The sequence below is a fragment of the Pseudomonas sp. S2_C11 genome (assembly GCF_054668395.1).
Genome location: NZ_CP162765.1, coordinates 5,565,785 through 5,592,499, shown reverse-complemented (window position 1 = coordinate 5,592,499; position 26,715 = coordinate 5,565,785). Strand labels below are relative to the sequence as shown.

Annotated in this window: 21 protein-coding genes and 1 pseudogene; 3 read left to right on the top strand and 19 right to left on the bottom strand. The window is 58.3% G+C overall.

The genetic code is table 11. From position 1 onward, the window contains the following. Positions 1–24: 24 nt before the first annotated feature. Positions 25–1,425 (top strand): aminoacyl-tRNA deacylase and HDOD domain-containing protein, encoded by a 1,401-nt coding sequence (locus tag AB4N48_RS25080; protein ID WP_252877111.1) that lies wholly within the window; start codon positions 25–27, stop codon positions 1,423–1,425. A gap of 88 nt (positions 1,426–1,513) precedes the next feature. Here AB4N48_RS25080 and AB4N48_RS25075 read toward each other — a convergent pair whose 3' ends face one another. After that, entirely contained in the window at positions 1,514–4,078 is a 2,565-nt protein-coding gene (locus AB4N48_RS25075; protein ID WP_460094486.1) for a hypothetical protein, read from the bottom strand. A gap of 188 nt (positions 4,079–4,266) precedes the next feature. After that, positions 4,267–4,650: a helicase gene (locus tag AB4N48_RS25070; RefSeq protein ID WP_460094484.1), complete on the bottom strand. Its 384-nt coding sequence runs from the start codon at positions 4,648–4,650 to the stop codon at positions 4,267–4,269. Positions 4,651–5,018: 368 nt separating this feature from the next. On the opposite strand from AB4N48_RS25070, the gene AB4N48_RS25065 reads away from it, so the two are divergent. Further along, positions 5,019–5,381 carry a DUF6124 family protein gene (locus AB4N48_RS25065; protein WP_056790830.1) on the top strand — a complete coding sequence of 121 codons (363 nt, stop codon included), beginning with the start codon at positions 5,019–5,021 and terminating at the stop codon, positions 5,379–5,381. A 59-nt stretch (positions 5,382–5,440) separates the two neighbouring features. Here AB4N48_RS25065 and AB4N48_RS25060 read toward each other — a convergent pair whose 3' ends face one another. The 4 genes from AB4N48_RS25060 to AB4N48_RS25045 all read right to left on the bottom strand — a co-directional run bounded on the left by AB4N48_RS25060 (position 5,441) and on the right by AB4N48_RS25045 (position 8,437). Beyond that, on the bottom strand, positions 5,441–5,881 hold the full coding sequence (locus AB4N48_RS25060; RefSeq protein ID WP_457264910.1) for a hypothetical protein: 441 nt from the start codon (positions 5,879–5,881) through the stop codon (positions 5,441–5,443). Positions 5,882–5,885: 4 nt separating this feature from the next. Beyond that, the gene (locus tag AB4N48_RS25055; protein ID WP_460094483.1) at positions 5,886–6,473 is read right to left on the bottom strand and encodes a lysozyme inhibitor LprI family protein; all 588 of its coding nucleotides are present in this window, start codon (positions 6,471–6,473) and stop codon (positions 5,886–5,888) included. Positions 6,474–6,477: 4 nt separating this feature from the next. Then, positions 6,478–6,933, bottom strand: coding sequence for a cell division protein (locus tag AB4N48_RS25050; protein WP_460094482.1), 456 nt, complete (start codon positions 6,931–6,933; stop codon positions 6,478–6,480). 139 nt (positions 6,934–7,072) lie between these two features. Further along, positions 7,073–8,437, bottom strand: coding sequence for a lysozyme inhibitor LprI family protein (locus AB4N48_RS25045; protein WP_460094481.1), 1,365 nt, complete (start codon positions 8,435–8,437; stop codon positions 7,073–7,075). A gap of 11 nt (positions 8,438–8,448) precedes the next feature. Between AB4N48_RS25045 and AB4N48_RS25040 the strand changes: the two genes are divergently transcribed. Continuing rightward, entirely contained in the window at positions 8,449–8,721 is a 273-nt protein-coding gene (locus AB4N48_RS25040) for a hypothetical protein (RefSeq protein WP_252877118.1), read from the top strand. Between the two features lie 173 nt (positions 8,722–8,894). On the opposite strand, the gene AB4N48_RS25035 is transcribed toward AB4N48_RS25040, so the two are convergent. The 13 genes and pseudogenes from AB4N48_RS25035 to AB4N48_RS24975 all read right to left on the bottom strand — a co-directional run bounded on the left by AB4N48_RS25035 (position 8,895) and on the right by AB4N48_RS24975 (position 26,709). After that, on the bottom strand, positions 8,895–9,404 hold the full coding sequence (locus AB4N48_RS25035) for a hypothetical protein (RefSeq protein ID WP_252877119.1): 510 nt from the start codon (positions 9,402–9,404) through the stop codon (positions 8,895–8,897). Then, on the bottom strand, positions 9,394–12,429 hold the full coding sequence (locus tag AB4N48_RS25030; RefSeq protein WP_460059665.1) for a hypothetical protein: 3,036 nt from the start codon (positions 12,427–12,429) through the stop codon (positions 9,394–9,396). Before AB4N48_RS25030 ends, AB4N48_RS25035 begins: the two co-directional genes overlap by 11 nt. A gap of 16 nt (positions 12,430–12,445) precedes the next feature. Next, the gene (locus tag AB4N48_RS25025; protein ID WP_256807621.1) at positions 12,446–13,465 is read right to left on the bottom strand and encodes a tetratricopeptide repeat protein; all 1,020 of its coding nucleotides are present in this window, start codon (positions 13,463–13,465) and stop codon (positions 12,446–12,448) included. A 5-nt stretch (positions 13,466–13,470) separates the two neighbouring features. Beyond that, on the bottom strand, positions 13,471–15,507 hold the full coding sequence (locus AB4N48_RS25020) for a type VI secretion system Vgr family protein (protein ID WP_460094480.1): 2,037 nt from the start codon (positions 15,505–15,507) through the stop codon (positions 13,471–13,473). A gap of 28 nt (positions 15,508–15,535) precedes the next feature. Next, a complete protein-coding gene (locus AB4N48_RS25015) occupies positions 15,536–16,537 on the bottom strand; it encodes a serine/threonine-protein kinase (protein ID WP_460094479.1) in 1,002 nt (333 codons plus the stop codon). Continuing rightward, positions 16,534–17,262, bottom strand: a complete 729-nt coding sequence (locus tag AB4N48_RS25010; RefSeq protein ID WP_041476618.1) for a PP2C family protein-serine/threonine phosphatase — start codon at positions 17,260–17,262, stop codon at positions 16,534–16,536. Before AB4N48_RS25010 ends, AB4N48_RS25015 begins: the two co-directional genes overlap by 4 nt. Continuing rightward, positions 17,262–20,801: a type VI secretion system membrane subunit TssM gene (gene tssM, locus AB4N48_RS25005; protein ID WP_016772512.1), complete on the bottom strand. Its 3,540-nt coding sequence runs from the start codon at positions 20,799–20,801 to the stop codon at positions 17,262–17,264. Before tssM ends, AB4N48_RS25010 begins: the two co-directional genes overlap by 1 nt. Positions 20,802–20,815: 14 nt before the next feature. After that, positions 20,816–21,691, bottom strand: coding sequence for a type IVB secretion system protein IcmH/DotU (gene icmH, locus AB4N48_RS25000; protein ID WP_016772511.1), 876 nt, complete (start codon positions 21,689–21,691; stop codon positions 20,816–20,818). A 5-nt stretch (positions 21,692–21,696) separates the two neighbouring features. Beyond that, positions 21,697–23,028: a type VI secretion system baseplate subunit TssK gene (gene tssK, locus AB4N48_RS24995; RefSeq protein WP_016772510.1), complete on the bottom strand. Its 1,332-nt coding sequence runs from the start codon at positions 23,026–23,028 to the stop codon at positions 21,697–21,699. Between the two features lie 2 nt (positions 23,029–23,030). Then, positions 23,031–23,530, bottom strand: a pseudogene (gene tssJ, locus AB4N48_RS24990) (type VI secretion system lipoprotein TssJ). A gap of 5 nt (positions 23,531–23,535) precedes the next feature. Next, complete coding sequence (tagH, locus tag AB4N48_RS24985) at positions 23,536–24,732, bottom strand: type VI secretion system-associated FHA domain protein TagH (protein WP_016772508.1); 1,197 nt, start codon at positions 24,730–24,732, stop codon at positions 23,536–23,538. A gap of 18 nt (positions 24,733–24,750) precedes the next feature. Next, positions 24,751–24,891, bottom strand: a complete 141-nt coding sequence (locus AB4N48_RS24980; RefSeq protein WP_003229566.1) for a hypothetical protein — start codon at positions 24,889–24,891, stop codon at positions 24,751–24,753. Positions 24,892–25,188: 297 nt separating this feature from the next. Next, on the bottom strand, positions 25,189–26,709 hold the full coding sequence (locus AB4N48_RS24975) for a sigma-54 interaction domain-containing protein (protein WP_056790872.1): 1,521 nt from the start codon (positions 26,707–26,709) through the stop codon (positions 25,189–25,191). Positions 26,710–26,715 lie beyond the last annotated feature (6 nt).

The following is a 26,715-nucleotide window of genomic DNA, read 5'->3' as shown; positions in this document are numbered from 1 at the left end:
TTGTTTCAAAAACGGATACAGACCATGATCGAAGCTGCTCTCGTCCCCGAATCTCCGCAAGCTCCGTCTGTTATTCGGCTGCTGCTCAACAAGCTGGGCGTTGCCTACGAAGAAGTGCTCGACCACCACGGCCTCAATGCCTCGCGCAAAGTGCAGGCCGTGTTGCTGGACGACGCCGTGGGCGCGTTGATGGTGCTGTTTCCACAGAGCCAGTTGCTGGATCTCAATCGCCTCGCCGAACTCACTGGTCGCCGACTCACAGCCGTGTCCACCGAACGCCTGGAAAAGATGCTCGGCAAACACAATCTGAGCCTGCTCCCAGGCCTGCCGGCGCTGACGAGTTCGCCGTGCCTCTACGAAGAAAGCCTGCTGCGCGAGCCGAAGCTGCTGATCAACTCCGGCGAGCCGGGCCTGCTGCTGGAAATCAGCAGCGAAGACTTCAAATCGATGCTGACCAAGGCCAGCGCCGCCAACTTCGGCGAAGCCCTGAGCAGCATCCGCCCGAACCTCGACCGCCCGGACGATGACCGCGAGGAAATCACCCAGGCCGTGCAGGCGTTCACCGCACGCCGCATTCAGCAGCGTCTGGAAGCGACCATCGAGATTCCGCCGCTGGCCGAAACCGCGCAAAAAATCATCAAGCTGCGCGTTGACCCCAATGCCACCATCGACGACATCACCGGCGTGGTTGAAACCGACCCGGCGCTGGCCGCGCAAGTGGTGAGCTGGGCGGCGTCGCCGTACTACGCCTCGCCGGGCAAGATTCGTTCGGTGGAAGACGCGATCGTCCGCGTGCTGGGCTTCGATCTGGTGATCAACCTCGCGCTGGGCCTGGCCCTCGGCAAGACCCTGAGCCTGCCGAAAGACCACCCGCAACACACCACGCCGTACTGGCAGCAGTCGATCTACACCGCCGCCGTCATCGAAGGCCTGACCCGCGCCATGCCGCGCGCCCAGCGCCCGGAAGCCGGCCTGACGTATCTGGCCGGTCTGCTGCATAACTTCGGTTACCTGCTGCTGGCCCACGTGTTTCCGCCGCACTTCTCGCTGATCTGCCGCCACCTGGAGGTCAACCCGCACCTTTGCCACAGCTACATCGAGCAACACCTGCTCGGTATCAGCCGTGAACAGATCGGCTCGTGGCTGATGCGCTACTGGGACATGCCGGATGAACTGGCCACCGCCCTGCGCTTCCAGCACGACCCAAGCTACGACGGCGCCTACGCCGAATACCCGAACCTCGTCTGCCTGGCCGTACGCCTGCTACGCAGCCGCGGGATTGGCTCCGGGCCGGATGAAGATATTCCGGATGCCCTGCTTGAACGCGTCGGCCTGAGCCGTGACAAAGCCAACGATGTCGTCAGCAAAGTGCTTGAGGCTGAAGTGCTGCTGCGTGAACTGGCTTCGCAGTTCAGCCAGGCCTGAAAAGCTTCGCAGGCAAGCCCGCTCCCACAAGATCGATGCGATCTTCAGGAGCGGGTGCGTTGCGGCCAACTGTTGATTATTGGCGTAATCAACCGCGGTACCGAATCACCCAGCCCTGCGGATTCGGGAAGCTTCCAATGAAATACCCTCCCACTACAATTCGGCCGTCCCCCAGTACCGTCATGTCATGAAGAGCCTCCAGGACCCCGGCCTCGTCGAAGATGCTGAACCCTGTGCCGTTGAATGACAGGTCCAGTGTTCCGTCCGCCAAAAACTTCGCCGTGATCGCACTCGGATCATCGTCGGTGACTCCGATTCCGGTGTCGCCGCTGACGACGATTGAACCGTCAGGTCGCGCTACACAGCGCAACCATCTCAAACCTTGCGGGACAAAGTCGGAGAACAACGGTTTACCGTTATTGAATACGAGATTGTAGGAGCCTTTGGACGTGAGGACCGCAATCACTCCACGCATGCCACCGTCCCTTACGGCAGCCCCTGCAAGAACAATCTTGCTATCCACAATTGAAATGGCGGACAGGTGGATCTCATCCTCACCAGAGATGATCACGACTCCGTTACCGCTCTCGCCAAACTCCCTGTCGATCTTGCCGTTAGCGTCGAATCGAATGACGTAAGCGCCCGAAGATGGCCCGCTATAGCTGCCACCAACCACCACAGCGCCGTCAGGTTGATGCACGACCAGCTGCGCAGAACTGTGTTGGTATGCAATGCCAGCGAGCTCGACAAGCGCGAAACCCGTGCCATTGAACGTGGTGTCGTCGGAGCCATCCGCATTGAGCCGCATGACGATGCCGCTCACACGGCCAGTGTCGTCTTCGACGGAGCCGACCAGCAGGATTTTCTCGTCTTGCCGCAAGACATTGTCGCCATGACCCGCGCTCCCCATCTGCCCATAAGGAATGTAACGCACACCCTGGTCAGCAAAGTTGTGATCCAGCCGTCCATCTTTGTCTTGTTTCACGACAACCAGCCCGGCAGAAACATCAGGCCCATTGTTCTGGTACTCGGCACGAACGAGCCAACCGCCATCCGGGAACGGCGTCAACTCGAGCATCGAGTGCATATACAAACCGTCCTTGAGTGAAATCTCGACGAATCCGGTCTTTTCTTCACCAAAACCGAGGTCTAGTTGGCCGTCCTCCAGAAGCCGGGCGATCAGCGTTTCCAGGCCATCCTTGCGTCGACGAACAGCCACCAGCAACTTGTTGTCCGGCAGAGCCAATACCGCTCTTACGTCAAACTCAGACAATCCTCCAAGCGGAAATCTGACAATGCCGTTTTCGCCAAAAGACGGATCAAAATTCAGCGTGCCACTCGTCAGGTTTGCGCTTAGATAGCGAGTGATCCAACCATCCACCCGGGAAGGGTCAGAAAGGCTGGTGTGGGTCATGGACACCACTATCCGACCGTCCTCCATGATTGCCAGATCATGAGGAAACACTGGCCCCGCTACGTTATCGAAGAGCGTATAGCCAATACCGTTGAAGGCCGTGTCCAGCTTGCCGTCTGCGAGAAAGCGCGCGGTAATTACCGCGGAATCACCGGCTCCAACGACAATGATCGAGCCGTCGAGCTGTGATGTATGCCGCCACGTCAATCCGTCTGGCAGTAACGGGGAAAACAGAGGCTGGCCATTATTGAATACAAGATTGGATGCTCCACTGGCGTTCAGCACAACCACCAACCCGCCATGGACGTTCTTTTGCCAGGCGTCACCCACCGCAACAATCCTGCCATCACTTTCGCGCACCGAAACAGCGTTCAAAGAGCTCTCGCCATCCTCGTCGAAAATCAGCTTCGCCTGGCCGTTGTTGAAATCCTTATCCAGCTTCCCCGCTACGTCCAAACGTGCCAGAAAAACTCCGGAGGCTGTCTCACCACTCTGAAAAACGCCGCAAACCAATACTTTGCCATCGGCTTGAACAGCGATAGCGCCGGCGGTGTTCGAGGTGGCACCGACATCCACCAAGACGTACCCCGCGCCGTCAAATGATGGATCGAGCGAGCCGTTCGCCAAAAGACGCATCACGACGGGCGATGGCCATGGCTCATCGATCAGCAGGAAATGGAGCAGGACGATTTTGCCATCGGCCTGCTGAACTGCAGAGACGGTAGAGGCATTTGTAGCGGGGGACTTTTGGCTTGACTTCGCCCCTGCCGACGACGCAAGCGTGGAGCCCGGGATCTTGTAGAAAGAAAATAAACTCACGCCTTTATCGCCGAACGAATCGTCCAGCTCACCGTCGCCTTTCAAGCGGATCATTGCTTGGCCGGCATCGACGGCCTTCTGTGTGAAGTATTGAACGCGCACCAGCCAGCCGCCGTCCCGCAACGCATCGAGCCCAAACACGGTGCTGATGCTAGCGCCGTTCAAAGATATCTCGACGAAACCCGTCTCATGACTTCCGAAGGACTTGTCGAGCGTACCGTCTTCGTTCAATCGGGCGATGGCCAGCAGCGCGTCACTTCCTTCCAGAGGAAGAGCGACCAGCAACTTCCCGTCGGGAAGGGCCAAAACGGCCGCAGCCTCATGGCTCGCAATGCCCGGTATCGGTAATTTCAATAAACCATTCAGGGCAAAAGAGGGATCGGGGGTACCTGGCGTGGTCAAGTCCTGAGCCTGAGTCATGTTCTTGCTCCATCAAGTGCGTGGCGTCCTTTACGGGACCGGAGCTTGAGTAGAGCATCGCGAAGATGAGCAAAGCACCTGACAGAAATGACAGTTCGACCGTCTTTACAGGCCTGAATAAAGACTTTGCGAGCCAAAGAACGCACGATTCTTCATTGTGCTTCGCTTGAAGCCAACCCAAAAAAATCTCAAGCCTTGGCCTTTGCCTTCCTCGGCTTCAAATACTTCATCAACCCCTGAAACCACATCACCAGCACCGGGTTGCCCTTGAGCTGGATCGACTTGTCCTGAATCCCCTGCATAAACGCCAACTGCTTGTTCTTCGCCTGCATCGTGGCAAAGCCATAACCCGCGTCTTTAAACGCAATCGCAAACGCCGGCTCCGGCACCACGCCAGACTTGCTGGTGATGCGCTGATCCTTGACCACGAAATGCCGCGCCACTTTCCCGTCCAACGTCTGCAGCTGAAACACCAGATCCTTGTCACCCAACTGCTGCTGGAACGCAGGATTTGTCCGGCTGGCCTTACCCATCAACAAACCCATCATCCACAGGAGAAAACGAAATTTCATGCGCACAGCCTCAAAAGGAAAATGAACGGCCGGGGCAGTGTAAGGGATTCGGACGATAACGCCAGTATCTGAAGCTGTTGGAAGAGGATGCAGACCATTTCCCGCACGATGACCGCCAAGTCACGATTCCGCAAGCAACGTCCTACACCTGTTGAAACACATCCCTGTAGGAGCTGGCGAAGCCTGCGATCTTTTGATCTTCCGCCCCGCGAATCCATGGGAAGTTTCCTGCAAAGTGCGGGGCTGTCCGTGAACTAGGCGAGCTTGAAGATCACCGATAGGCTTCCTGCGTCATCGGGTATTCGGTGACCGGATGTGCAAGTCCGAATTCGGGAGCAATTTCTTCTTACTCCAAGGGATTTACACCGATGACCAATTCAAATACCAACACCGAGGACACCTCCCCCTACGAATCCTTCGATTCAAGAAAATTACATGAAGCCGCCGAACGCGCCCTCGATCACCACTTCGGCAAATCTGACCTCTCTCAGGCCCCACGCCCTGAAGGCCTGTTCAGCCTGAACCCGGACATCGATGCCGAAGCCCTCCTGGCCAACGCCTCGGAAGACCTGCTATCCATCAGCATCATCGCTGCGGACCTTGCGGACGACATAGATGGCTCACGCCGCTCGGTTGCATTGGCATTGAGTAGGATGGCGGACGGGGTCAGATTGATGGTGGAAGGGACGCTTGATCACATTGAAGTGCGAAGCGTGGCGGCCAAGCCGTAGCGAGATTGGTGAATGAAAAAAAAGGGGACGTTAAGTCCCCTTTTTGAATATTCCCTGCTTCACCACTGGCAACCTGTTTCAGGTTTCGCATCCACGTTGTAATCGTTTTCAAACGAATACTTCTTTGCAGACTTGTAATTCGTATACGTCATCGCATCAACCCGGCCACCCTGAGTGACCATCTGATACTCACCTGTCAGTGCGCCATCAACTACTTCAACCCAAGTTGTCGTGTACTGGTAGGGCCGGCCATACACGAGTTCTTCTTGTTCAGTACTGCGATGAACCAGCCCGATTGCCTTTTTCGACTTGCTGTACTTGACGCCAGCACCGCTCCATTTGGCGACAGAGTCGTAATAGGTTCGGAATTCAAAATTTATGGGTTTGCCTTCGTAGGAGCGAAAGCAAAAAACCCCGGTCGTGACCTCGCTATGAGCCGCCAGAGGAATGAAAACGAGCATCGCGGAAAACAATGCAGACGAAAATTTCAAACCAAACATTCCTTTAGCGGTTCATGGGTAATTGAAAGCGCATCCTCACCACGCAGTAGGCGACGTCTTCACGCAACAGACGGCTAGCCATCTGGCAGTGCCCTTCTGCGTACTTCTTCCAAAGCGGATCATCGAATTGATCCCCTCCCAGCCGCTCGATTGAGGCCGCTAAATTTCTCTCACGATCCTTCCCTGCAATCGCGGATGCCGCTTTGTAAAAACCATCCAGCAGTAAACCCGTCTGTAGAGCGATCAACTCTCCCAGCCGAGCATTGGTCGTCTGCACCAGACACCCAAGCCTCTCGATTGGCACCTCAGCACCCGGCAACGCAGCTTGGTAAAGCTCTTCGCAAAACGACTCTTTGAAGCGCACCCAGTTCTTTTGCACATCTCTCAGGTGGCTTTGCTCCGCAGGAGCCAGAGTCGACAGCGCTTTTTTGTATTGCTCGTTCAAGACACCATCGACTTTCTTGAAGGTTTGCTGGCCGCAGGTGATCAAGTCCGGGTTGGACAAACTGTCTGGGTTGCACGCTTCTCCAGCAAACAATGCGGATGAAGCAGCAGAGAGCAAGCAACCGAGAAGAATCGAAAATACTTTCACGCTGTTACTCCTTCCTTTGACGGTCATGTCTGTACAGCCAAAACAGCGGCGGCAACAACACCAACAGAGCTAAACCATCCAGCCACACGTGCGACCAGACCTGCTGTTGCGCCGAGAGCCACATGTCCTGCGGCGCCCATAACAGGATGCCGGCGATCAACCAGCCCCAGATGGCCGGAGCTTTCAAGCGATTGCCCAAGTGCACCAGCGCGAACATGTACAGCGAATAACTTTGCAACGTCGCGCCGAACAGCGCGAGCCACCAGACTTGTTGTTCGCGGCCGGCGGTGGGAACCGCATCGGCACCCCAGAACGACAGTTCGAGGACTTGCACGTAGCCATCGAGCAAGCCGGAGTCACCGGCCCAGGTCAGGGTAAGACCGGCGAGGATATGCGTGATCGCAGCGGCATATAGCCAAAGCACCAACGCTGGGCGAAGCGAGGAAGAAGGGGCTGGCATTCCGTGTCCTGAGCGCGTTCCTTGGGGGTGGGGAGTTTAAAGGAAAATCGGGGGAGTCAGATGCTCAAGCGTTAAACGTTTTAGCCTGAGGGATTCAGGCAAAACTTGTGCAAAACCGCCTCAAACAGGCCCTCGAAATTCAAATGCAGTGGCTGGATTTGATGGGCGCCGTGGCTGACGATCCCAATCGCCCCACGTTGAAGAGGCCCAGCTGATCACCTTTGTCAGCCGCCATTTGATAACAGGCTAACGCTCGAGACATATCCTTCGTTCCCCACTCGCCTGCTTCAAAGGTAGAAGCCAGATAATTCATCGCGTCTGTGGAGCCCATGGTAATCGCTCGAATAACCTGCTCTTCTGCCTGCTTGGGATGAAGGCAAGGGCCGTTATAGTCGGTGGAGTTTCCCGAACAAAGAAACGTCGCATAGCCCAGCGCACCCTTTGGTATTTTCGAGGCCGCTTTGAACAAAGCCTCAACCTTAGGGGTTTCCAACTGAGATGCCATTTGCGAAAGACTCAGGCTCGCCGCCGACAGGCTCGCCTGTGCATCGCCCGACTCTGCAGCACACACAAAATTTTCCAGCGACGCTTCAATCAGCTCCGCAGTCAGCCCGTATTGCTCAAGAGACCCCAGCCCACCCAACGCTTCTGCACGCTGATAACAAAAGTTTTCGGCGCGGCTCATTCCCGGGTTATCCGTTGCGACAAGATCCTTCTCGCTGACCGACCAATCCTCAATCCCCTCAAGCACCCAGCACGCCTGACGAGAGAAGTTGAAGATTTTCACATTGCTGTTACCTGCCCTCTTATCCACCACATTGACGTGACTGTCATCGACCTCTTCGATTTCGACTCCAAGTGTCTTGCCGGGCGTGATTGCAGCCATCAGCGGATAGTTGAAAGTAGCTCCACTGACTCCCGAGGTCGAAGGCTCAAAGGTACTACGTTCCTTTCCCGCCACCGGTTTCAACACCAGCGACTTGACCGTCATCGCCGTGAGACGGCGTTGTGATTCGCTGTTGGCGGAAAACGCAGTCAGGAAAGGCGCGAACTCCTCCGAGGGGCAAGCGTCGCTGGTCGGTGCCGTCGAAGCGCTCTTATCGGATGCAAGCGCAGGGACAATCTTGTCCAGATACGCCGAGCGCTCGCGACTCATTCTGGCGATGCACAAGTTAACCGCGAACACATGCGCCGGCATCCCAGTCTCGATCTCGAATGCCTCCAAAGGGCAGTTAGCATCGCGCAATTTCAACCACGCACGTTGCGACTCTTTAACCTTCGCCGCGTACTCCGCACCCAACGCCGGATCTGCTCGATAGTCAGACTCAAGCCGCGACATCAACTGCTTGTAGCTGACGTTCAACTGCGCATCGGCAGCCTTCTTCGCCGCCTCCGAACAGGGCACCATTTCCAGGCTTGAGGTGACATGGCTGCAGTCATCCTGCGCATAGGCCGCTGAAACCGGCAGTAGCACGGCCAGCAGGGTAAAAACAAAACGTTTCACGGGGTTCTTCCTTGAGTCATTCAGGCTTTGCGTTTGGTGAGTCGGGTGATGCATTGATCTGGTCCGTTCATGCCCCAGTAAGTGCTGAGCAACGTCTTACGTTTTTTGTCGACGCGCAGGTTAACGAAGCCATCGCCGCAGTCCGGCTGCAACTCTTCAAACGTGCCGGATTTGGGGCTGATTTCGTGTCGACACCGTTGACGGGACTCAATGTGGTGGTTTCAGCTAACGCCGGCATCGTCCAAGTCAGACCGATTAGTGATGCCGCTAAAGGGTTGAACTGAATTTACCCGCCCTACTCCCACCTGCGCCCGGAATCCCAGGAGTGCAAACGGGTCGTTGCAACATCAGGGATAGTCGATGGCGACAACGCAGGAAATGAACACGCTGGAGAAAGGGGAGGTGCGGACTTAGCCAGAGGCACATCCGTCACCTTTCCCCTTGGAATAAACCAAATTTACTGATCGACAAGTTCGATCAGAGTGAGCTTCTTGCCATCGAACTCGTAGAAGCGCTGCCGGTTACCCTCCTCGAGATCGTTACCCTCTACATCCACTTCCGGATCGGCCGCTACACCCATAATTTCGAGCAATTTGCTGTCTGGCTTGTAGACGGCCGCGTAGGGTGCGGTACCGTCATTTCCGATGATGTAATAAGCATTAGGAAAGGACGTAACAACCTCCCCCGTTTTCACGTCAAGAATTTCGCCACAGATAGACCCGCCGCCACAGCCGTTTGCGTAAACAACATAATGGCCCGCAAAATTTACGGGTTGCTTGATGGCTTTCTTGCGCCCCTCAGCCCAGCTTTTATTTTCATCACTGGCAACAGCGTCGTGATGTTGGCCCTTAAAAATTTCGTCGACTTTATAGTTTTCGAACCGCGGCACATCGGCCTTGGCAAAACACGAGAAGAGAAAAAGCGCGCCCAGCCAAAACAAGCGGGACGCTGATAACTTACTTGCCATTGTTTTTTGACTCCTCGAGAACACGAACCATGTCAGCCGGCAAAATGTGAGCGGTATTGAGACCGTCGCCCGCATAATACGACTGTCCCTCAAAGCTTGCGACCCTCGCGAGCATCACCGGTTTGCCGTCTTTCATTTCGATGTTTCCGTGCTCATCTTTCTTCGGCACCGGGCTAATGGTCTTGCCCTTTCTTACACCTGCCGAGGCGAATTCCAAGGCCCAGGCATAGGCAGCTTTTTCGACGTCGCCATCGCCTTCCAGATACTGGATGAATGCCTTGCGCTTAACTTTTATCAAGTATTCCTCAAAAATCTTATCCTGAGTCTCTTCGTCAAATTTAAGCGTGGAAGCAAGTTCGAGCTTTTTCACAGCACCATTTATCGTGTCAGGAACCATTTGATAGCGACCCGCCGCAAAAATATCCCGGTCCTTCTGTTTCTGCTGTAGTTCAGCGATGGTCAACGTAGTCAAATCAGTTTTATAAAACGCTTTCAGTCCACCCTTGGTCCTGTTGTAAGCAGTGTAATCATTATTCGACTCAACGCTCGCGAGCAAATTGGCAAACGCACTGTGCGCCCAACCTTTTCCAGGCACGGCAAACTTCATGAAATTATTGACGAACGCAATCGGGTGAAAATGATAGACCTGTTTCGGAAGAGGCATCTGTAACGCACCCGCCAGCTCATCCCAAAAAACAAGCTTGTCAATCCGCTCTTTTTCATGTTCCAGTAACTTTGGCGACTCAGCGAGCAATTGATCAAGACGACTCCACTTGGGCTCGGAAGACTTCGCCTGCCACTCGGTGGGGTGGTAAGCAATCAACTTTGTCCATTTATCCCGGAACTCCACATTCTTCAATGCCGAGTTCAAGTCCGCGGAGGTAACTTCACCATCTTTGTCACCCAAAGCGTCGAGTTTCGCATGGAGCTCCTTGAAAAAAGGCGGCATCGAGTCCGGATCAAGAAAACCATCTGAATTCTCATCGCCCTCTTTGACAACTGCATATCCCAACTTTGCCCAATCATGTTGAGATATCAACTGAGCACCTGCAGACGTAAAGGTAACATCTGCCTTTTTGATCAGGCCCGTCAGCTTTTTATCTTTCTCTGTAACGGTCGGCTCATACCACTCAACCCCTTTTGAGTCTTTGAACACAGAGACCGATCCCATAGGAACTATATGTTTGGACTCAAGGGTCGCAGGCTGTCCCGTGGTCGCCTTACTGGCAAGTACCGTGCCCGCCGGCAGATTCAGGTAACTCATGCCAATTTTCAGGGCAGCTTCATTCTGCAAGAATTTATCGAGGCCGGTATCACTGGTGAATATCTCAATATGAGCGTGATATTTGCTAGAGATTGAACCCTCAACTTTCCCGAGGTTCTCCTGCAAGCCTAAAAACCCTATTGGATGGCCTGCTTTTATCGCTGCTTCGCAAGCAATTACCTTATCGAATTCGGCAGGTGTGACTTCGGCCCACGTGACCATCCGACCGTTACCGATATCTTCGACGCTCGCCCAGAATGTTGACGGAACCGTTCCTGCGCCTCTCAAACCGCCAGACAGGCAGGTGCACTCAGCCATCCGAACCAGAGAACTTCCAACCTTCAGATTAAATACTTTGGTGCCGTCGAATTTAATTTCACTGTTCAAACAAAGGGCCATTTCTCCCAGCGGTTCACCAGCACTTTCACCGTTAGCAACAGCTTTGGGCGCTGCGAACAACGGCAATCCGTTCGGGGCGCTGACACGAGCCTTAACCAGCCCCTTCCAATAGCCTGGCCGGGTTCGTTCCGGCGGTAATATTGCGCTCCAGATCGCGGTGTCTTTTTTATTCTTGACTGCCACACCATCTTTCTTATAAGCAAACCAGGATTCTTCCCCTAATTTCCTGTTAGGCACCTTGCCACTTAACAACTTACCTCGGGCGTAAGTGATACCGTTGCTGGCAAGCTTTTCTTCTAGAACTTCAAAGACAGAGCCCGCAGAAATCAGCCCATACTTCACGCATTCCGGACCTTCCTCAGAATCACTGCGGGCAGTAAAATCTCCCACCGTGAACTTTATCTTCGGCTTACCCAACTCCTCCTCTGTAGGCAAGTAGCCTTTATAGGGCATCAAGTGCATATAAAGACTGAAAAATACCAGCTTATTTTGTTTCCCTTTGTTCGGGCCTTCTTCCGGGTTAGCGGGCGACTTGTAGTCATGCCGAACCAGGCAGAAAGAATTAGAGTATTTAAGCTTGGCCGGTTTATCTCCAGCGTACTCCGACTGTAAATAATCTTCGTTGAGGCGATAGGCTACAACCACACCATCCGCCATGCATCGTACGGGCTCGTCTTTCACACAGTAGGATGCACTGGCATTGCTAATATGAATGCCACCGTGCCAAAAGTTATAGCTACCCAAAAGGTATTGACCTGAGGTCTCATTTTCGATGGCGGCATACAGTTCATTGGCACTGTCGAACTGTTTCCCATCAGCCTTTCTTATGGGGAATTGAAAGTTTAGAACAGGCTCCGGTCCAGCAGGCGTTGGTGCAGGAGCGGGGGCAGGGGCCGGTTGTTCCGCTGCGCCGGTTCTATACTCTTCTTTAGCCCTGAGAAATTTTGTAGGAATGGGCCAGTAGAAGGCCGGATCTTTAGTGCCAAAGTAAGTAAATGACGGCCCTTTCCTCGTCTGCGCGCCGAAGAACTTGCCTGCAGTACCGGTAGGATTAACGTCAACAACAATACCGGTATGAAATAACTTATCTCCACCACCCAGCGGATCTTCATTAATCCAAAGAGCGATATCGCCTTTCTTGACGTCGGGTGGCACCACGGTTGTGTAGTAAGTGGAGTCCACCATTACACGTGTGTCTTGATACGGGATTTTATAGCCAGCCCCCGTTAGCAACAAATTAACCATGTGCGAGCAGTCGATTAACTTATTACCGGCCGCATTTGTTTTTATGCCATCGCCGCCCATCTTGTACACGTAGCCACGGTTTTCGTAATTACCCGTTAAATCTAATGGTTCTGTCATTTCTGCATCCTGCAAATCAATAGCAATGGCTGGATTCTGTGGCGTCAGCGGTTTGCGATTTCAATCTGGTTAAATTACTCAGGGCGGTGGCATTTCCTTTACTGGCGGCCAAGCGATAGCAATCCAGTGCTCTGGAGGCATCCTTGGTTACCAATCTACCGGTCTCGAATGTATCACCCAGTTTATTTTGAGCATCGGAAGAGCCCATCGATGCGGCGCGAATCAATTCCCTTTCTGCTTCTTCAGGATGCTGACAAGGGCCCTCGGGGTCTGTGTCATTGCCATAACAATAGAATGTGGACAATGCAGAAGCTCCGCTTGCCAGAGTAGTAGCGGCGGCCTTGAACAGGGCTTCGACCTTCTCTGTTTCCAATTGCGATGCCATTCCGGAAAGGCTCAGACTGGCAGCACTGAGACTTGCCTGAGGATCGCCGGAAGCTGCTGCACACAGGTAGTTTTCCAATGCTGCTTCAAAGAGTTCTCCCGTCAGGGAGTATTTGTCCAGGCCACCAAGGCGTCCGTAAGTTCGCGCACGCTGATAGCAAAAGTTCTCGGCGGTACTCAGGGTCGGCGTGGTCCCTTCAACAAGGTCTTTATCATTGATCGACCAGTTCTCGACGCCCTCGAGTACCCAGCATGCCTGACGAGAAAAATTGAAAATCTTGATGTTGCTGTTACCCGCTCGCTTGTCCACAACGTTGACGTGACTGTCGTCGATTATTTCGACTTCAACCCCGTCTGTCTTGTCTGTGGCTAAAGGTGCCATCAGCGGAAACGCCAATGTGGAGCTGTTGATCTCCGCCGTTTGCGGCTCAAGAGTCCGCCCCTCTCCTTCGGGTTTCAACACCAGCGACTTCACCGTCATCGCAGTCAAACGCTGCTGGGTTTCAGCATTCGCAGAAAACGCCGGCAGAAACTGGGAAAAATCCTCGGACGGGCATTCATCCGCATAAGCGCTGCCATGAAACAGGCTCAACAGCGACGCGGTGAAAACCGCTATCGCGATGCCATTGCTCTTCTTCAAAACACGATTCATGTCGATCACTCGGAAAACACAAAAAAAGCCTTCGGTTTAACTTTCTCAGGCGGTGCATTCAACAACGCCTGATCCATCAAACTCCCCGCCTTATCCTTATCCGCCGCCCCCGGCAGCACCGGCGGTTTAATCCCGATGCCAGTCCCCGATCCCGCAGAACCACCCGCATTGATCTTGATCACCGGCCCAACCACCGTCACCCCACCGCCATCCAGCTTGATAAAGCTCCCACCCCCAAGAATGGTCAGCTCTGTCCCCGCCTCAATAACGATCTTGTCCCCAGCCTTGAGGTGAATCTCTTTCCCCACGCTGGTCAGCTGCGCCGTGCCCAACTTCACATGCTGGTTCTGCCCAATCGTCAGGTGATCATCCAGCTTCGCTTCGATCTTGCGGTCGCTGATGGTGGTGCGGTGTTCTTCAGCCTTCAGCTCGGTGTAAGTGTTCTTCACCACCGTGTCGTGACGTTCATTGCCGACCCGAATCTTCTGATCGTGCTCAACGTTTTCATCCCAGTCACGCTGCGCATGAATGTAGATCTGCTCCGCACCTTTCTTGTCTTCGATGCGCAGTTCGTTGTAACCACCGCCTCCCGGTGAGCTAAGCGTTTTGAACACGCTGCGGGTTTTGTTCGCCGGCAGTGCGTACGGCACCGGGTTTTCCTTGTGGTACAGGCAGCCGGTGACGAGGGGTTGGTCGGGGTCGCCTTCGAGGAAGGTGACGAGGACTTCCATGCCGATGCGCGGGATGCTGATGGCGCCGTAGCGGTCGCCGGCCCAGGAGCTGGAGACGCGCAGCCAGCAGCTGGTTTTGTCGTCGGCGAGGCCTTCGCGGTCCCAGTGGAATTGCACTTTGATGCGGCCGTATTGGTCGCAGTGGATTTCTTCGCCTTTGGGGCCGGTGACCATGGCGGTCTGGCTGCCGAGTACGCGCGGTTTCGGGTGTTCGAGGGCCGGGCGGTAGAACACGTCCCACGGAGTGGCGAGGAAAGTGTTGCGGTAGCCCTGGTGGAAGTCGTCTTTGTTGTCGGTGGTGTCGCTGGTCACGCCTTCTTCGAGGACTTGCGGCTGCTTGCCTTCGTGGAAGATTTCGGTGAGCAGCCACAGGTCGTTCCACTCGCTGCGCGGGTGATCGGACATTTCCATGAAGTGGCCGCTGACCAGTTTGGTCTGGTCGCCGCGACCTTCGGCCTGGCGGTAGTCGGCGCGATGGCGTTCGAGGGCGCGTTGGCTGAGGAACTTGCCGCGCGCGCGGTCGATGAAGCGGCCGGGGTAGTCGTAGTCTTCGAGATCTGGCTCGGTGCTGTCGCCGTCGGGTTTGTACGCCGCTTCCATTTGCAGGCGCGGTTTTTCGAAGTCGTAGTCGCGGCGTGTGGTGCGGCTGGTGCGGGTTTCCAGGCGCAGCTTGAAGCCTTTGATCACCGGTTCTTCGGCGACCATGCCGCTGCCCTGCACGTACGCGGTCGGCTGGCCGAGATCGGGGAACACGGTCTGGTCGTCGCCGAACACCAGCAGGTGGCCTTTGTCGCTGTGCTGGAAGTGGTAGTGAATCCCTTCCTCTTCGCACAGACGCTGGACGAAATGCAGGTCGGTTTCGTCGTACTGCACGCAGTAGTCGCGATCCGGGCACGGCTGGCTGAGCTGGAAGCTGTAGGCGTTGCTCTTGATGCCGTGCTCTTCAAGGATCAGCGCAATGATTTTCGGCGCCGACATCTGCTGGTAGATGCGCTGGTTGGTGCGGTGATGCAGGTATTGCAGTTGCGGCACGATCGAGACTTTGTAGCGGGTCAGGCGCTTGCCGGCATCGCCCTGGGCGACGCGGTAGATCTGCCCGTGGATGCCCGAGCCCTGTGGATCGAATGCCAGAAACGCCTGCTTGTGCAGCAGTTGTTCGAGGTCCAGATCGGGGTTTTCGCTGACCAGTTCGAGGTCGAAGCGATACGCCTGGCTGATGCCTTCGGTGCCGGTGAACGACAGCACTTGCAGGTCGCCGACGTAGTCTTCGACCTTGAGGCTGAAGTGGGTTTCGTTAGCTGAGTTGAACATCGTGTGCTCCCTGTTCGAATGTCATCCGTTACGCCCGAAGTCGCAGACGTTGCAGCCAGGACGAAGTGGCGCCCAAGGCGTCACGCAATTGTTGGGCAGTGATGGTGCGTTCTGCCGGGTTGAAGCTCAGCGCGGTTCGCAGCGCTTGCCAGCCGTGCTGGGGTAGATTCGCTGGGGCGCGCAGTTCGCGCTCCAGGTGCTCGTCGCGGGCCTGGGTCGAGGGCAAGCGGCGGAACGGGTGTTTGCCGCCCGCCAGTTCATAGATCACGCAGGCCACGCCGTACACGTCCGCGCTGGCCGACAACGGTTGGCCCTCAAGCAGTTCGGGGGCGGCGTAGCCCGGGGTCCAGGCGTTGAAGCGCTCGCGGCTCAGGTGCGGCAGACCGGGCAAGGTGCCCTCTTCTGCCTGCCCCAGACCGAAGTCGAACAGGCGCAGGCCGTCTTCGCTGAGCATGACGTTGCTCGGTTTCAGGTCACCGTGCAGCACGCCGCGACCGTGGGCGTAGGCCAGCGTGTCGAGCAGCGGCAGAACGATGTCGCGCAATTCTTGCCACGGCAGGCCGAGGGGCCGCTCGCAGAGCAATTTGTCCAGGGTCAGGCCACGCATGTATTCCATGGTGATGAAGGCCCGCTGGCAGTCGGTGTCGACTTCAAAGGTGTGTGCACGCACGACGTTGTCGTGGCGCAGGCGTCGGGTCAGGGCGAACTCGCTGTAGAGCAAGGCACTGGCGTCCGGCGATTCGGCAAATTCTTCGCTGAGGATTTTCAGCGCAATGTAAGGATCGGGATCGCCGAACTGCTCATGCAGCAGATCCCGCGCCCGGTAAACGGCGCCCATGCCACCGGCCCCGAGCAGACGCTCGAGGTGGTAGCGACCGGCGAGTACATCTGGCAGCGCACCGATGCTGGCCTTGGTCGGCGCCAGCAACGGTTCGGCCTGGTTGCCCTTCGCGAAGGCGAAGTAGGTCAGATTGTTGGCCTGTTCTTCGCTCATCAGCAAGTCATCGATGGGTGATTCGATTTTGGTCATTGGCGGATCACCACGGCTGTCAGGTTGTCCCGCGCAGCGCCACGCAGAGCGCCGTCGAACAAACGTTCCAGCGCCACGTGCGGCGCGCTGAGGCTGAGGGCGTTGCCGAGGGCATCGCTGCTCAGACCCTGATACAAACCATCGCTGCAGAGCAAAAACACATCGCCCGGATAGACCTCGAGTTCAAGCACATCCAGGGTCAGTGTGTCGGCGGCGCCGACGGCTCGGGTGAGTGCCTGAGCCGCCGGGTGCGCTGCCGCCTGTTCGACGCTCATTTGCTGCTCGTCGATCAGTTGCTGTTGCAGCGAATGGTCCTTGGACAGCTGATACAGCCGCTGCCCGCGCCACATGTAGCAACGGCTGTCGCCGGCCCAGATGCAGGCCGCGCGATTGCCTTCCACCAGCAGCGCGACGACGGTGCTGCCCATGATGCTGTCGTGGCGTCCGGCAGTGACGGTCAACTCCTGCCCCAAACGCCGGTTCAGCCAGTGCAGGCACTGGCGGATGGCTTTGAGGCGTTCGTCGAAGTCCTCGTGTTGCGGCAACTCAGCCAGGCTGGCGACGATCAACTGGCTGGCGATGTCGCCACCCTGATGACCGCCCATGCCGTCCGCGACCACCCACAGCCCATGCTGCGGGGAATCGAGGAAGGCATCTTCGTTGCGCGCCCGCACCTTGCCCGGGTCGGTACGCGCCGCGCTGCGCCAGGGACTGGCCACCAGCATCAGAGCTGCACCGGCATACGGAAGGTGCGCAGCACGCCCATGTCGAACGGGTTCGGCGTGCGCTGGCTGGTCAGCAGATAGTTGGCGCGCAGGCCGCCCACGTCGGCTTTCAGTACCAGCACGTCACGACCGTTCAGGTACTCGGTCTGCATCAGGTCGAACAGACGGAACAGCGACCATGGGCCGGAGTTCTTCTCGATCCCGATCGGACGCCCGGCCATCTTGTCCATGACCAGACTGGTGCGACCGTCTTCAGCATCGGTCGGCCACTTGAAGGTCATCGGCAGGATCGGGCCGTGACGGTATTCCATGGTCTTGTCGCCGAACTTGAATTCGGAGCGGCTGACCGCCGGATCGAGGGTGTAGGGCTCAAGCTTGAACTGCACCGTCGGCTCGGCCGGGTTGATCGAGAAGAAGCTCTGGCGAATGGTCTGCGCCGCCGCCATCTGATCGAGGTAGACCTTCGATACCGGCAGGCTGTGACCGTCGACGCTGCGCATGCGGTAGTTGCCCGGATCGCCGCTGACGAATGGACGCATGTAGCTGTCGAAGAAACGGTCGACGGTACCCTGAGCGCGGAAGAACTCGCGGAAGTCGCTTATCGCCACATCGCTGGTGCTGCTGGCGCTGAACGGATAACGCTTGCTGATGGTTTTGCCATACACGCTGTACAGCTCGTTCTGATAACGGCCGTTCAGGTATTGATAGGCATCGTTGAGCACGAGACGCCACGAGTCCTCGGCCAGCACGTTGAACCACACGCTCAGCGGACGCGGCAGACGACCGGAGGCATTGCGCAGGTTGGTCAGCGCATCACGCTGGCCGCTCATGCGCGTCTTGGCCATCTCGAACGCGGCTTGCTCCGGCGTGCTGGAACGGGCCAGACCGGCCAGTTGCAGTTGCAGGTCGTTGAGTGCGCTGAACGCTGGCGTCAGGTCGGCGCCCGGGCCGTTGTTGTCGTCGAGCAGACGATGCAGCGGTTCGAAGCGGCGTTGCAGGGATTTCTTCGCGGTGTCCGGCAGGTTCTTCGCCACGTTCAGCGCCGAAGCCTTGTCGGCGGCAGCGGCGGCGAGTTTGCCGACCTTGCCCAGTTTGCCTTTCTGTCCGGCCAGCGCATCGGCAGCTTCGCCGGCTTCATCGACCGGATCAGCCGCGGCTTCGAAGCGGGTGTTTTCACGCACTTCGGTGAGCAGCGCGAGGACCGGCGAGTTGGCCGAAGTCAGGCCCGCCAGTTGCTCGGCGCCTTCGCCAGCGTCGCTGATCGGTGGCAGTGCGACCTGGCCAACGGCTTCGCTCCAGTAGTTGGCGTAGTCGCGGAAGTACAGCTGCTCAAGCTCGACCATCAGGCGACGCAAATCCATGTCGCTGATGCCCGCGCCTTCGCCCAGCACCCAGTTGTCACGCAGGATGTCGGTGACCAGCGCCGCGCCCTGCACCGAGAAATACTGCTGATAACCCTGCTGGGTGTAGAAACCCGGGATCACGTATTCAGTGCCGATGAACAACGAACCTTGCGGGCCGAGGTGCTGGCTGAAGCGGTAGTCCGGCAGGTTGCGCGCCTGCTCGCGGAGCATGCGGTAAACCACGTTGGCCAACGACTCGCTGCGCAGGACCTGACGCGCCTGCGTGACCAGTTGATCGTTCAGCGGATAAATGAACGGCTGCTTGAGCAAACGCTCGAGGTGCGTGTTCAGACCATTCTGCACCGCAGTGTTACCGGTGTAGCGCTGCGACCAGTCAGTGGCGACCCAGTCCTTGAGCCACGCCGCGTCGCGACGATCCTTCATGTTCAGCATCAGGTACGCGCGCAGGCTGTTGAGCAGGCGATCGCGGTCCTTCATGTTGGCGCGGATCTGCCCCTCGAGCATGGTCGCCACCCGTGGCAGCAACTGCGCTTCAAGCTCACGCTCGTAGGCGGTTTTCACCACCGGGTTGATCTCTTCGCCCTGATACAGGCCGCCACGCTCGTGGTACGAGACGTCGCCCTTGCTCGGGAACACCTGGGTCGCGGCGTAGCTGGTGTCGAGAACTTTCAGCACACCCATGGCGTCATCGCGCGGCGTTACGGCCGAACGTTGCTGGGTCCAGTTCTGTGCCAGCGTGCGCAGGTTTTCCAGACGCTCGTAGTTGGCCGAAAAACCACCGGCCCAGAGCATACCGAACAGTGCCAGTGCTGCCAGAGCGCCGACGTACAGCGCACGCTGGCCCCAATGAATGCGGCTGCGCTCGCGCTTGTCCAGACCGGCCAGATCGGCCTCGGGGAAAATCACCTGGCTGAGCAAGTGGTGGATGAATCGCGAACGACCGCTGCGCAGAGTCGGCAGCACACCGGCGTTCATGCCCAGGCTGGCGCCGATGCCGGCGGTGGTCGAATCCATTTCCTGGGTCAGGTGCGGCGCGCTGGTCAGGTAGAAACCGCGCAGTTGCGTGGCGCGCTGATAGCGGTTGCCGGTGAACGCCATGTCGACGAACAGGCACAGGCGCTCGCCGATCTGCCCGAGCTGATGCGGGAAGTCGAGGATGCGGCCACGGCGCTGAGTGTCGCGCTCGGAGTGCATGCGCATGATCACTTGGCTGTTCAGGCGGCGCAGCAGCTCTTCGAACTCGTTGCGCAGGACCGTGACGTCGGTGCCGACCTGATCCTTGCGGAAACTGGTGCCGAGCACCTGATCGCTTTCTTCGCGGGTCAGTTGGTCGAAGAACTCGTCGAAGCCGAGCAGCTTGTCCGCCTTGCTCAGCACCAGATACACCGGCACGTCGACGTGCAGCTTCTGATGCACGTCCTGCAAACGGCTGCGCACCTGCCGCGCGAGTGTCTCGATGTCCTGCTCGCTACCGCCGGTGAGGGTTTCCACCGGAATGGTCACCAGCACGCCGTTCAACGGACGTCCGCGACGACGCTTGCGCAGCAGCTCCAGCAGGGTTGTCCAGGCGTTGCCGTCGACTTCGGCGTCCGGTTGAGTGGTGTAACGCCCGGCGGTGTCGATCAGTACACCGTGATCAGCGAAATACCAGTCGCAATGACGGGTGCCGAGGGTGTCGCGGGTCAGCTTGCGGTCGATCTTGTTGATCGGAAATTCCAGACCGGAAAAGTCCAGCAGGCTGGTCTTACCCGAGGCCTGCGGACCGATCAGCAGGTACCACGGCAAGTCACTGCGCCAGCGCTCGCTGCGACCGCGATACAGGCTCGACGTCTTCAGGGTTTTCAGCGCGTCCTTGAACCGCGCCTTCAACTCTTTCTGTTCTTCGTCGATCAGCTCTTCGCGGCGAATGCGGTCCTGACCGTCCTCGCTTTCTTCCTCGGCTTTCTTGCGGATACCGGCGCGCCAGCTGACGAAGACCATGGTCAGGCCCCAGATCAGGAACAGCACGCTGATGGTCAGCAGGCGCGAGGTCGCACTTTCCCAGAACTTGTAATCATCGACCGCCAACAACGGGCCGACGAACCACACCAGCAGCGCCACGAACAGCACCAGCAGCAGAGTCCAGACCCAGGTCTGGCGCAGGAAGGCGCCGACTTTCTTGAAAAACTTTTTCATCACACGTCCCTGTTTTACGGCTGCGCCTGCGGTTGCACCGCGGCTGGATCAAGCGGCTGATAAGGATGCAGAACGGTGTCGCGTTGTTCGCTCAGGACCCAGGCGAAGCCCGAATACATCACCACCAGACAGACCAGAGTAAAGAGCACCACCATCCACGCCGGCACGATGCGCACCAGGTTGCGGCGCTGATCGTTGAGACCTTCCCAGTGCGGCGACAACTCGCGCGGCACGTCGCCACGCAACTGACGGATCTGCCGGTACAAGGCGTCGCGGATGCCTTCAAGCTCAAGCATGCCGCGCGCCTGCACGCGGTACTTGCCCTCGAAACCGAGGGACAGGCACAGGTACATCAGTTCGAGCATCGGCAGGTGCTTGACCGGGTTTTTCGACAGCCGATCGAGCAGCTGGAAAAACTTCTCGCCGCCGAAGGTTTCGTTGTGGAAGCTGCTCAGCAGGCTCATCTGCGACCACTCGCTTTCGTTGCCCCACGGCGTGGTCACGACGGCTTCGTCGACCACGGTGCAGAGCACGTAACGCGCGGCCATTACCTGGCTGCTTTCGGCGCCGTTGTGCAGGGCGCGTACTTCGAACAACTTCAGCCCGGCGGTCAGACGCTCATTGAGAGCGTACAGATCTTCACGGGTTTCGCTGTGCTTGAGGCGCACCACTTCCGAGAGCAGGTCGGACGAGGCCGCGACCAGCGAGTTGAGGCTGATATTGAACGCCTCCGCCGGACGCAGGCGCGCGGCGTAGATCATGCGTTCTTCCAGTTGCTCGAAACGCGGCGGCGCGGCGAAGTCGGTCAGCGGACTCGATGCCGGTCCGTGGCCCTGACGGTCGAGCAGGACGGTTTTGTCGTCCTGGTTGTAATCCGTTTCCTTGATCATGTCGGTCAGTTCCTGATGGCCCAGAATTTCAGTTCAAGCTCGGCGAATTCGCCGGACACGTGGAACGCGAAACCGCCGGAGCGCTCGAGTTGTGCCAGGTCTTCGGAACTGAGTTCGAGGATGAAATAGGTTTTGTTCGAATGGAACGCGATCTGCCGTGGGGCCACCGGCAACGGTTTGACCTTGATCCCCGGCAAGTGCAGGTTGACCAGTTGGCGGATGCGCTCCACCGGGCCGACCTTGAGGTGCTGCGGCAAGCGCTGACGCAGTTCTTCGGAGTCGCAGTTGGCACTGGCTGCCAGCACGAACGAGGCCGAGCCGAGCAGTTTGTGATCGTGCAACGGCGAGACGATGATGCCGTACTGACGCGCCTGCAGGATCAGTTCGATGGCGTGCTGTTCGAGCACCATCGACAGCACTTGGCGGATCGCTTCCATCAGTTTGCGAAAGCTCGCGCCCTGATCGGCGTGGGAATAGCGGCTGTCCAGACGCGGGCGTTTGCTCTCGCCGGAGAAGGTCGCCAGATCGCCGAGCATGGTCAGCAGCGTGCGATACAACTCTTCCGGGTGAACCTGCTCAAGACCCAGGTAATGGCGCAGCAGCAGTTCGGTACGGTTGATCAGTTGCAGCATCATGAAGTCGCCGACTTCAGCGCCGCCGACCTTGCCATTGGAGCGAATCCGCTCGGCGATGGTGTCGCCACGGTGGCTGAGCATGCTGATGACTTCTTTCAGGCACGACAGCAGATAGCTGGAGGCGTGGGCCTGAATGTAGGTCGGGACGAAATCCGGGTCGAGGCTGATCACGCCGTCGGGCGTGGTGTCGAGCACGTCGCAGATTTTCAGCTTCACGTAGGCCTGATCGCTCTGCTGCTCGCCGAGCAACAGTTTGAAGTCCGGACGACCGCAGCTGACCTGGCTGGCGGAATCATCGCCGGCGTTGGAGTCGGCGACTTCGGCGTCATACGCGGTGTAGCGCGCGAGCACGTCGGATTGCTCCGGGCGCCGGGCCTCGATGTGGTTGCCGGTGACCAGCGGCAGCGCCAGATAGATCGGCGTGTTGCCGGTGTTCGGCGGCACGTCCAGCGCCAGCGGCTCAGTGTTGCCACCAAGTTCGAACAGGCTGCCGTCCGGCAGAATCCCCGAGGCTTCACTGATCACCAGTTTGCCCATGTTGAGGAACTGCAAGTCGATTTCCAGATTGAGAAAACCCCAGGTGTAGCCACCGAGCAATTGCGTGCGGGTTTTCATCTGGTGATCGTAATAACGATCGTTGTGCTGGAAGTGCTGCGGTCGCAGCAGCATGCCTTCCTGCCAAATGACTTTATGGGTGTTCATGATCAGTCATCCGCCTTGGCGAGCACTTGTTGGGTGTTGCGGATACCGGCCTGATCGAGGGTCAGATCAGCCTCGGTGAGTTCCAGCGGAGTGATCTGCACGGTGTGGCGCCACTGGGTATCCGGCAGGTCGCGATAGGCGGCGAGGATGCCCACGTAACGGCTGCCCTCCTCCACGCTGAGTTTCAGTTCCACTGTTTCACCCGGGCGCAATTCGAGTTCTTCGCTGGCCACCAGATCCGGGTTGAGGGATTCCTTGGCGCGTTCGTAGAGGCTGAAGAAGTCAGCGTTCTCGAAGGTCACCGGGTGCTTGAGTTCGAACAGGCGCACGACGATCGGCGACGGCCGCCCGTTGAGGTCCGGATTGAGCTGATCGCTGCCGGTCAGCTTGAGGTTGATCTTGGTCACTTTCGAGTACGGCGACAGCGACGAGCAACCAGCGAGCAGCACCAGCACGGTGAGCGCAGTCAGCGTCTTGAAAAAGCGGTCGAGCGGCGAGACATGCGCATCATCCTTGGTGGTCGGTGTGGAGGGTGGAGATCAGGCGGATCTGTTCTTCGTAGGCCTGGGCGAAGTCGCGGGCCAGCAGACGCTCGCTCCAGTCATCGTCCTGACGCAGGGCCTGGTGATAGCGGCCGAACGCTCTCCAGCGCCCGCCCGACGTGGCGATCAACGGCTTGCTGTCGCGCTCGAAACGCAGGGTCAGTTGCTCCGGCGAGAAGTGCTCCAGGGTGCCACGCACAGCGGCGCGACTGGCGGTTAGCAGAGCCACTTGGTGCGCCTGCAAATCACGGAATGCACGGGAGATCGCCTGCTCGGCGGGCAGGTGTCCAGGCTTGCTTGGCTGCAACAGAATTTGCAGTGCTTCGCTCGGGTCGACGGCGAATTTCAGCGGGTTCTTGTTGGTGCCCTGCACGGTGGTCTGGGCCAGACGCAGCTCGTTTTTCAGCTCCGAGCGGGTGCGCAGGCTCTGCTGCAAACCACCGATGCTCTGGCGCAGCAGGCGCGCAGCGTTCAGCGCCAACGCTTCGCGTTCGTCGTGGCTGAGGCCTTTTACGTCGACGCCCAGCGCCGCGCCGAAGTGCTCCCAGAATCCTTCGCTCTGACGCTCGACGGCTTTCGGTGCAGGCGCCGGCTCAGGTTCGACCGGGGCGGCAATCAGCTCCGGGACCATCAGGCTTTCCATGTCGATGCGCGCGTAGTCGGCACGCTGACGGGAATCTTCCGGCTTGGCGGTAGGCGACAGCAGTTCGTCGATTTCCGAGTACACGCGCTCTTGCTGTTCGAGGGCGTTGAGCGGGTCGAGGTCGAGGAACGCGTCGTCCGGAATGATGCTGCCAGCGGCGCGCGGGCGGCCGACTTCGCCGTCGAAGGTCGCCGGGTCACGGACCAGCCGCGCACGGATCTCGAAGTCGCCGAGAATGTAGGTGCTGCCGTGCTCGATGCGCACCGGCTCGCCCTTGTGCAGGCGCGCGCCGCTGCTGCCGTCCTGGACACCGTTGCTGCTGGTGTCGGTGAGGAAGAACGAGCCCTCGCGGTAGCTGACAATCGCGTGATGATTGGACAGGTGCCGCTTGCGGTCAGGGATGATCCAGTCACAGTCCTCGCCGCGCCCGATCACGCCGCCGGCCTGCTTGAAGGTCCGCTGGCACAGCTCGGTGGGCACGAACTGCTTGGTGTTCAGCATTTCGAAAACCAATTCCATGTTTGATGCTCCTTGCGGTCACTTGCCGCGATTGACCGCTTGCGGATCACCCAACGGGCGATAGTCGTTGTCGTTGAATTTGTAATTGCCGCTACAGCCGCCAAGGCCGCATAGAACGACGAGGGTCAGCAGGACAGCGTGCCAGTGACGAACAGACATCAGAGGGTCTCCAGGTGTAGACAAAGCACAAAGCGCCGACCCTTGCGGGCGGCGCTGAAATAAGTTTTTGGGGTGGGCTCGAAGCCTCTAGATCGGGGCCTTGAGCCATAGCCTGGAGGTACGGCGACCTCCCGTGGCGAGGGGACTTGTCCCCGTTGGAGTGCGCAGCGCCCCCAAAACCTGCCAGCGCGGTCTCTCAGTGAAACCGTATGTACCGGACTGCGACTGCTGCGCAGCCGGACGGGGATAAATTCCCTCGCCACAGGGTATGTGTTGGGTTCGAAGAAGTGCTGTAGCTCAACCATCAAAGTCACCCAAATTGATATTCAGGCGCCCGAGGCGGTACAGCAGCGTGCGCCGTGGCAGGCCCAGTTCGCGGGCCGCGAGGGTCTGGTTGCCGTCGTTCTTGCGCAGGCAATCGAGGAGCAATGTGCGCTCGACTTGCTCCAGGCGTTCGCGCAGATTCAGGCCGCTGTTGTCTTCGGGCATCGGTTCCAGGCGCAGGGAAAAATGCTCGGCGAGCAACTCGCCACCCTCGCAGAGCAACACCGCGCGCTCGACCAGCGCCTTGAGTTCGCGAACGTTGCCGGGGAAGGTGTAACCGCACAGATGCTCCAGCGCCGAATCCGACCAGCGCACCGGATCACGCTGCAGAAAGGTGCAGGTCTTCTCGGCGAAATGCCGGGCCAGATCGAGGATGTCGCCTTCGCGCTGACGCAGGGCCGGCAGCTCGATCGGGAATTGTGCGAGGCGGTAGTACAAGTCCTCGCGGAACTTGCCTTCGCTGACCAGCGCCGCCAGATCACGGTGCGTCGCGGCGATGATGCGCACGTCGATCTTGTGCGTGTCGTTGGAACCCAGCGGACGAATCTCGCCTTCCTGCAACACACGCAGAATCTTCGCTTGCAGCGACAACGGCATGTCGCCGATTTCATCGAGCAGCAACGTGCCGCCATTGGCCGCGTCGAACAGCCCTGCGCGATCTCGATCGGCGCCGGTGAAGGCGCCTTTGCGGTAGCCGAACAGTTCGCTTTCCAGCAGGTTTTCCGGAAACGCCGCGCAGTTCTGCACGATGAACGCCTGGGAGCGACGCGGGCCGCAATCGTGGATCGCCCGCGCCACCACCTCCTTGCCGGTGCCGGTCTCGCCACGCAATAGCACAGTGTACGGGCTGTGAAGAATCTTGCTGATCAGCGAATAGGTCTGGCGCATCGCCGCGCTTTTGCCGATCAGGCCGTAGCCGCTGATGCTCGGCACACTGCGAGTGGCGGTGGCCGATTCGGCGGCTGGCTGACGCAGGCGTTGCAGCAGATGCAGTTGGCCGAGTACGAACGAGCCGAGCTGGCCGAGGGAGTCGGCGAAACCCTGCAAGTCAGTGCGACGACGACTGGCACACAGCAACAAGCCCTCGACCGACTTGTGCTGATTGACCAGCGGCACGCACAACAGCGACTGCCACGGCGTGCTCGCCGCCGGTAGAAAACTGGTTTCGTGCAGGCTGCCGGTCAGGTCGTCGAGGCACACCACGCGGTTCTGGCACAGGGCGAATTGCAGCAGTTGCTCGCCGTTGTAATCCGCTGGCAGGCTCGCCGCCTGACGCGGTTGCAGCGCACCGTCGAGGCACTCGGCGTTCATCCCCAGGCAAGTGTGGGTGGCATCGAGCAGATACAGCTGCGTCAATTCACAGCCGCTCAGCTCGGCCAGGCCACGGACGAATTCACCCAGCAGCGCAGCACTGTCCGCCGCGCGCGAAAGACTGGCGAACTGCGCCAGCAACGCTTCGGCATAGACCAGCGGCTGCGGCACCTGAGTGAACATCACGCC

What these genes read in the sequence shown, in the direction of transcription:
- tagH (WP_016772508.1), bottom strand. Translation starts at nt 24,732, where the DNA reads ATGGAATTGGTTTTCGAAATGCTGAACACCAAGCAGTTCGTGCCCACC.
- AB4N48_RS25025 (WP_256807621.1), bottom strand. Translation starts at nt 13,465, where the DNA reads ATGAATCGTGTTTTGAAGAAGAGCAATGGCATCGCGATAGCGGTTTTC.
- AB4N48_RS25050 (WP_460094482.1), bottom strand. Translation starts at nt 6,933, where the DNA reads ATGCCAGCCCCTTCTTCCTCGCTTCGCCCAGCGTTGGTGCTTTGGCTA.
- AB4N48_RS25035 (WP_252877119.1), bottom strand. Translation starts at nt 9,404, where the DNA reads ATGGCAAGTAAGTTATCAGCGTCCCGCTTGTTTTGGCTGGGCGCGCTT.
- AB4N48_RS25070 (WP_460094484.1), bottom strand. Translation starts at nt 4,650, where the DNA reads ATGAAATTTCGTTTTCTCCTGTGGATGATGGGTTTGTTGATGGGTAAG.
- AB4N48_RS25015 (WP_460094479.1), bottom strand. Translation starts at nt 16,537, where the DNA reads ATGACCAAAATCGAATCACCCATCGATGACTTGCTGATGAGCGAAGAA.
- AB4N48_RS25010 (WP_041476618.1), bottom strand. Translation starts at nt 17,262, where the DNA reads ATGCTGGTGGCCAGTCCCTGGCGCAGCGCGGCGCGTACCGACCCGGGC.
- AB4N48_RS25065 (WP_056790830.1), top strand. Translation starts at nt 5,019, where the DNA reads ATGACCAATTCAAATACCAACACCGAGGACACCTCCCCCTACGAATCC.
- tssK (WP_016772510.1), bottom strand. Translation starts at nt 23,028, where the DNA reads ATGAACACCCATAAAGTCATTTGGCAGGAAGGCATGCTGCTGCGACCG.
- AB4N48_RS25060 (WP_457264910.1), bottom strand. Translation starts at nt 5,881, where the DNA reads ATGTTTGGTTTGAAATTTTCGTCTGCATTGTTTTCCGCGATGCTCGTT.
- AB4N48_RS24975 (WP_056790872.1), bottom strand. Translation starts at nt 26,709, where the DNA reads ATGTTCACTCAGGTGCCGCAGCCGCTGGTCTATGCCGAAGCGTTGCTG.
- tssM (WP_016772512.1), bottom strand. Translation starts at nt 20,801, where the DNA reads ATGAAAAAGTTTTTCAAGAAAGTCGGCGCCTTCCTGCGCCAGACCTGG.
- AB4N48_RS25075 (WP_460094486.1), bottom strand. Translation starts at nt 4,078, where the DNA reads ATGACTCAGGCTCAGGACTTGACCACGCCAGGTACCCCCGATCCCTCT.
- AB4N48_RS24980 (WP_003229566.1), bottom strand. Translation starts at nt 24,891, where the DNA reads ATGTCTGTTCGTCACTGGCACGCTGTCCTGCTGACCCTCGTCGTTCTA.
- AB4N48_RS25030 (WP_460059665.1), bottom strand. Translation starts at nt 12,429, where the DNA reads ATGACAGAACCATTAGATTTAACGGGTAATTACGAAAACCGTGGCTAC.
- AB4N48_RS25020 (WP_460094480.1), bottom strand. Translation starts at nt 15,507, where the DNA reads ATGTTCAACTCAGCTAACGAAACCCACTTCAGCCTCAAGGTCGAAGAC.
- icmH (WP_016772511.1), bottom strand. Translation starts at nt 21,691, where the DNA reads ATGATCAAGGAAACGGATTACAACCAGGACGACAAAACCGTCCTGCTC.
- AB4N48_RS25080 (WP_252877111.1), top strand. Translation starts at nt 25, where the DNA reads ATGATCGAAGCTGCTCTCGTCCCCGAATCTCCGCAAGCTCCGTCTGTT.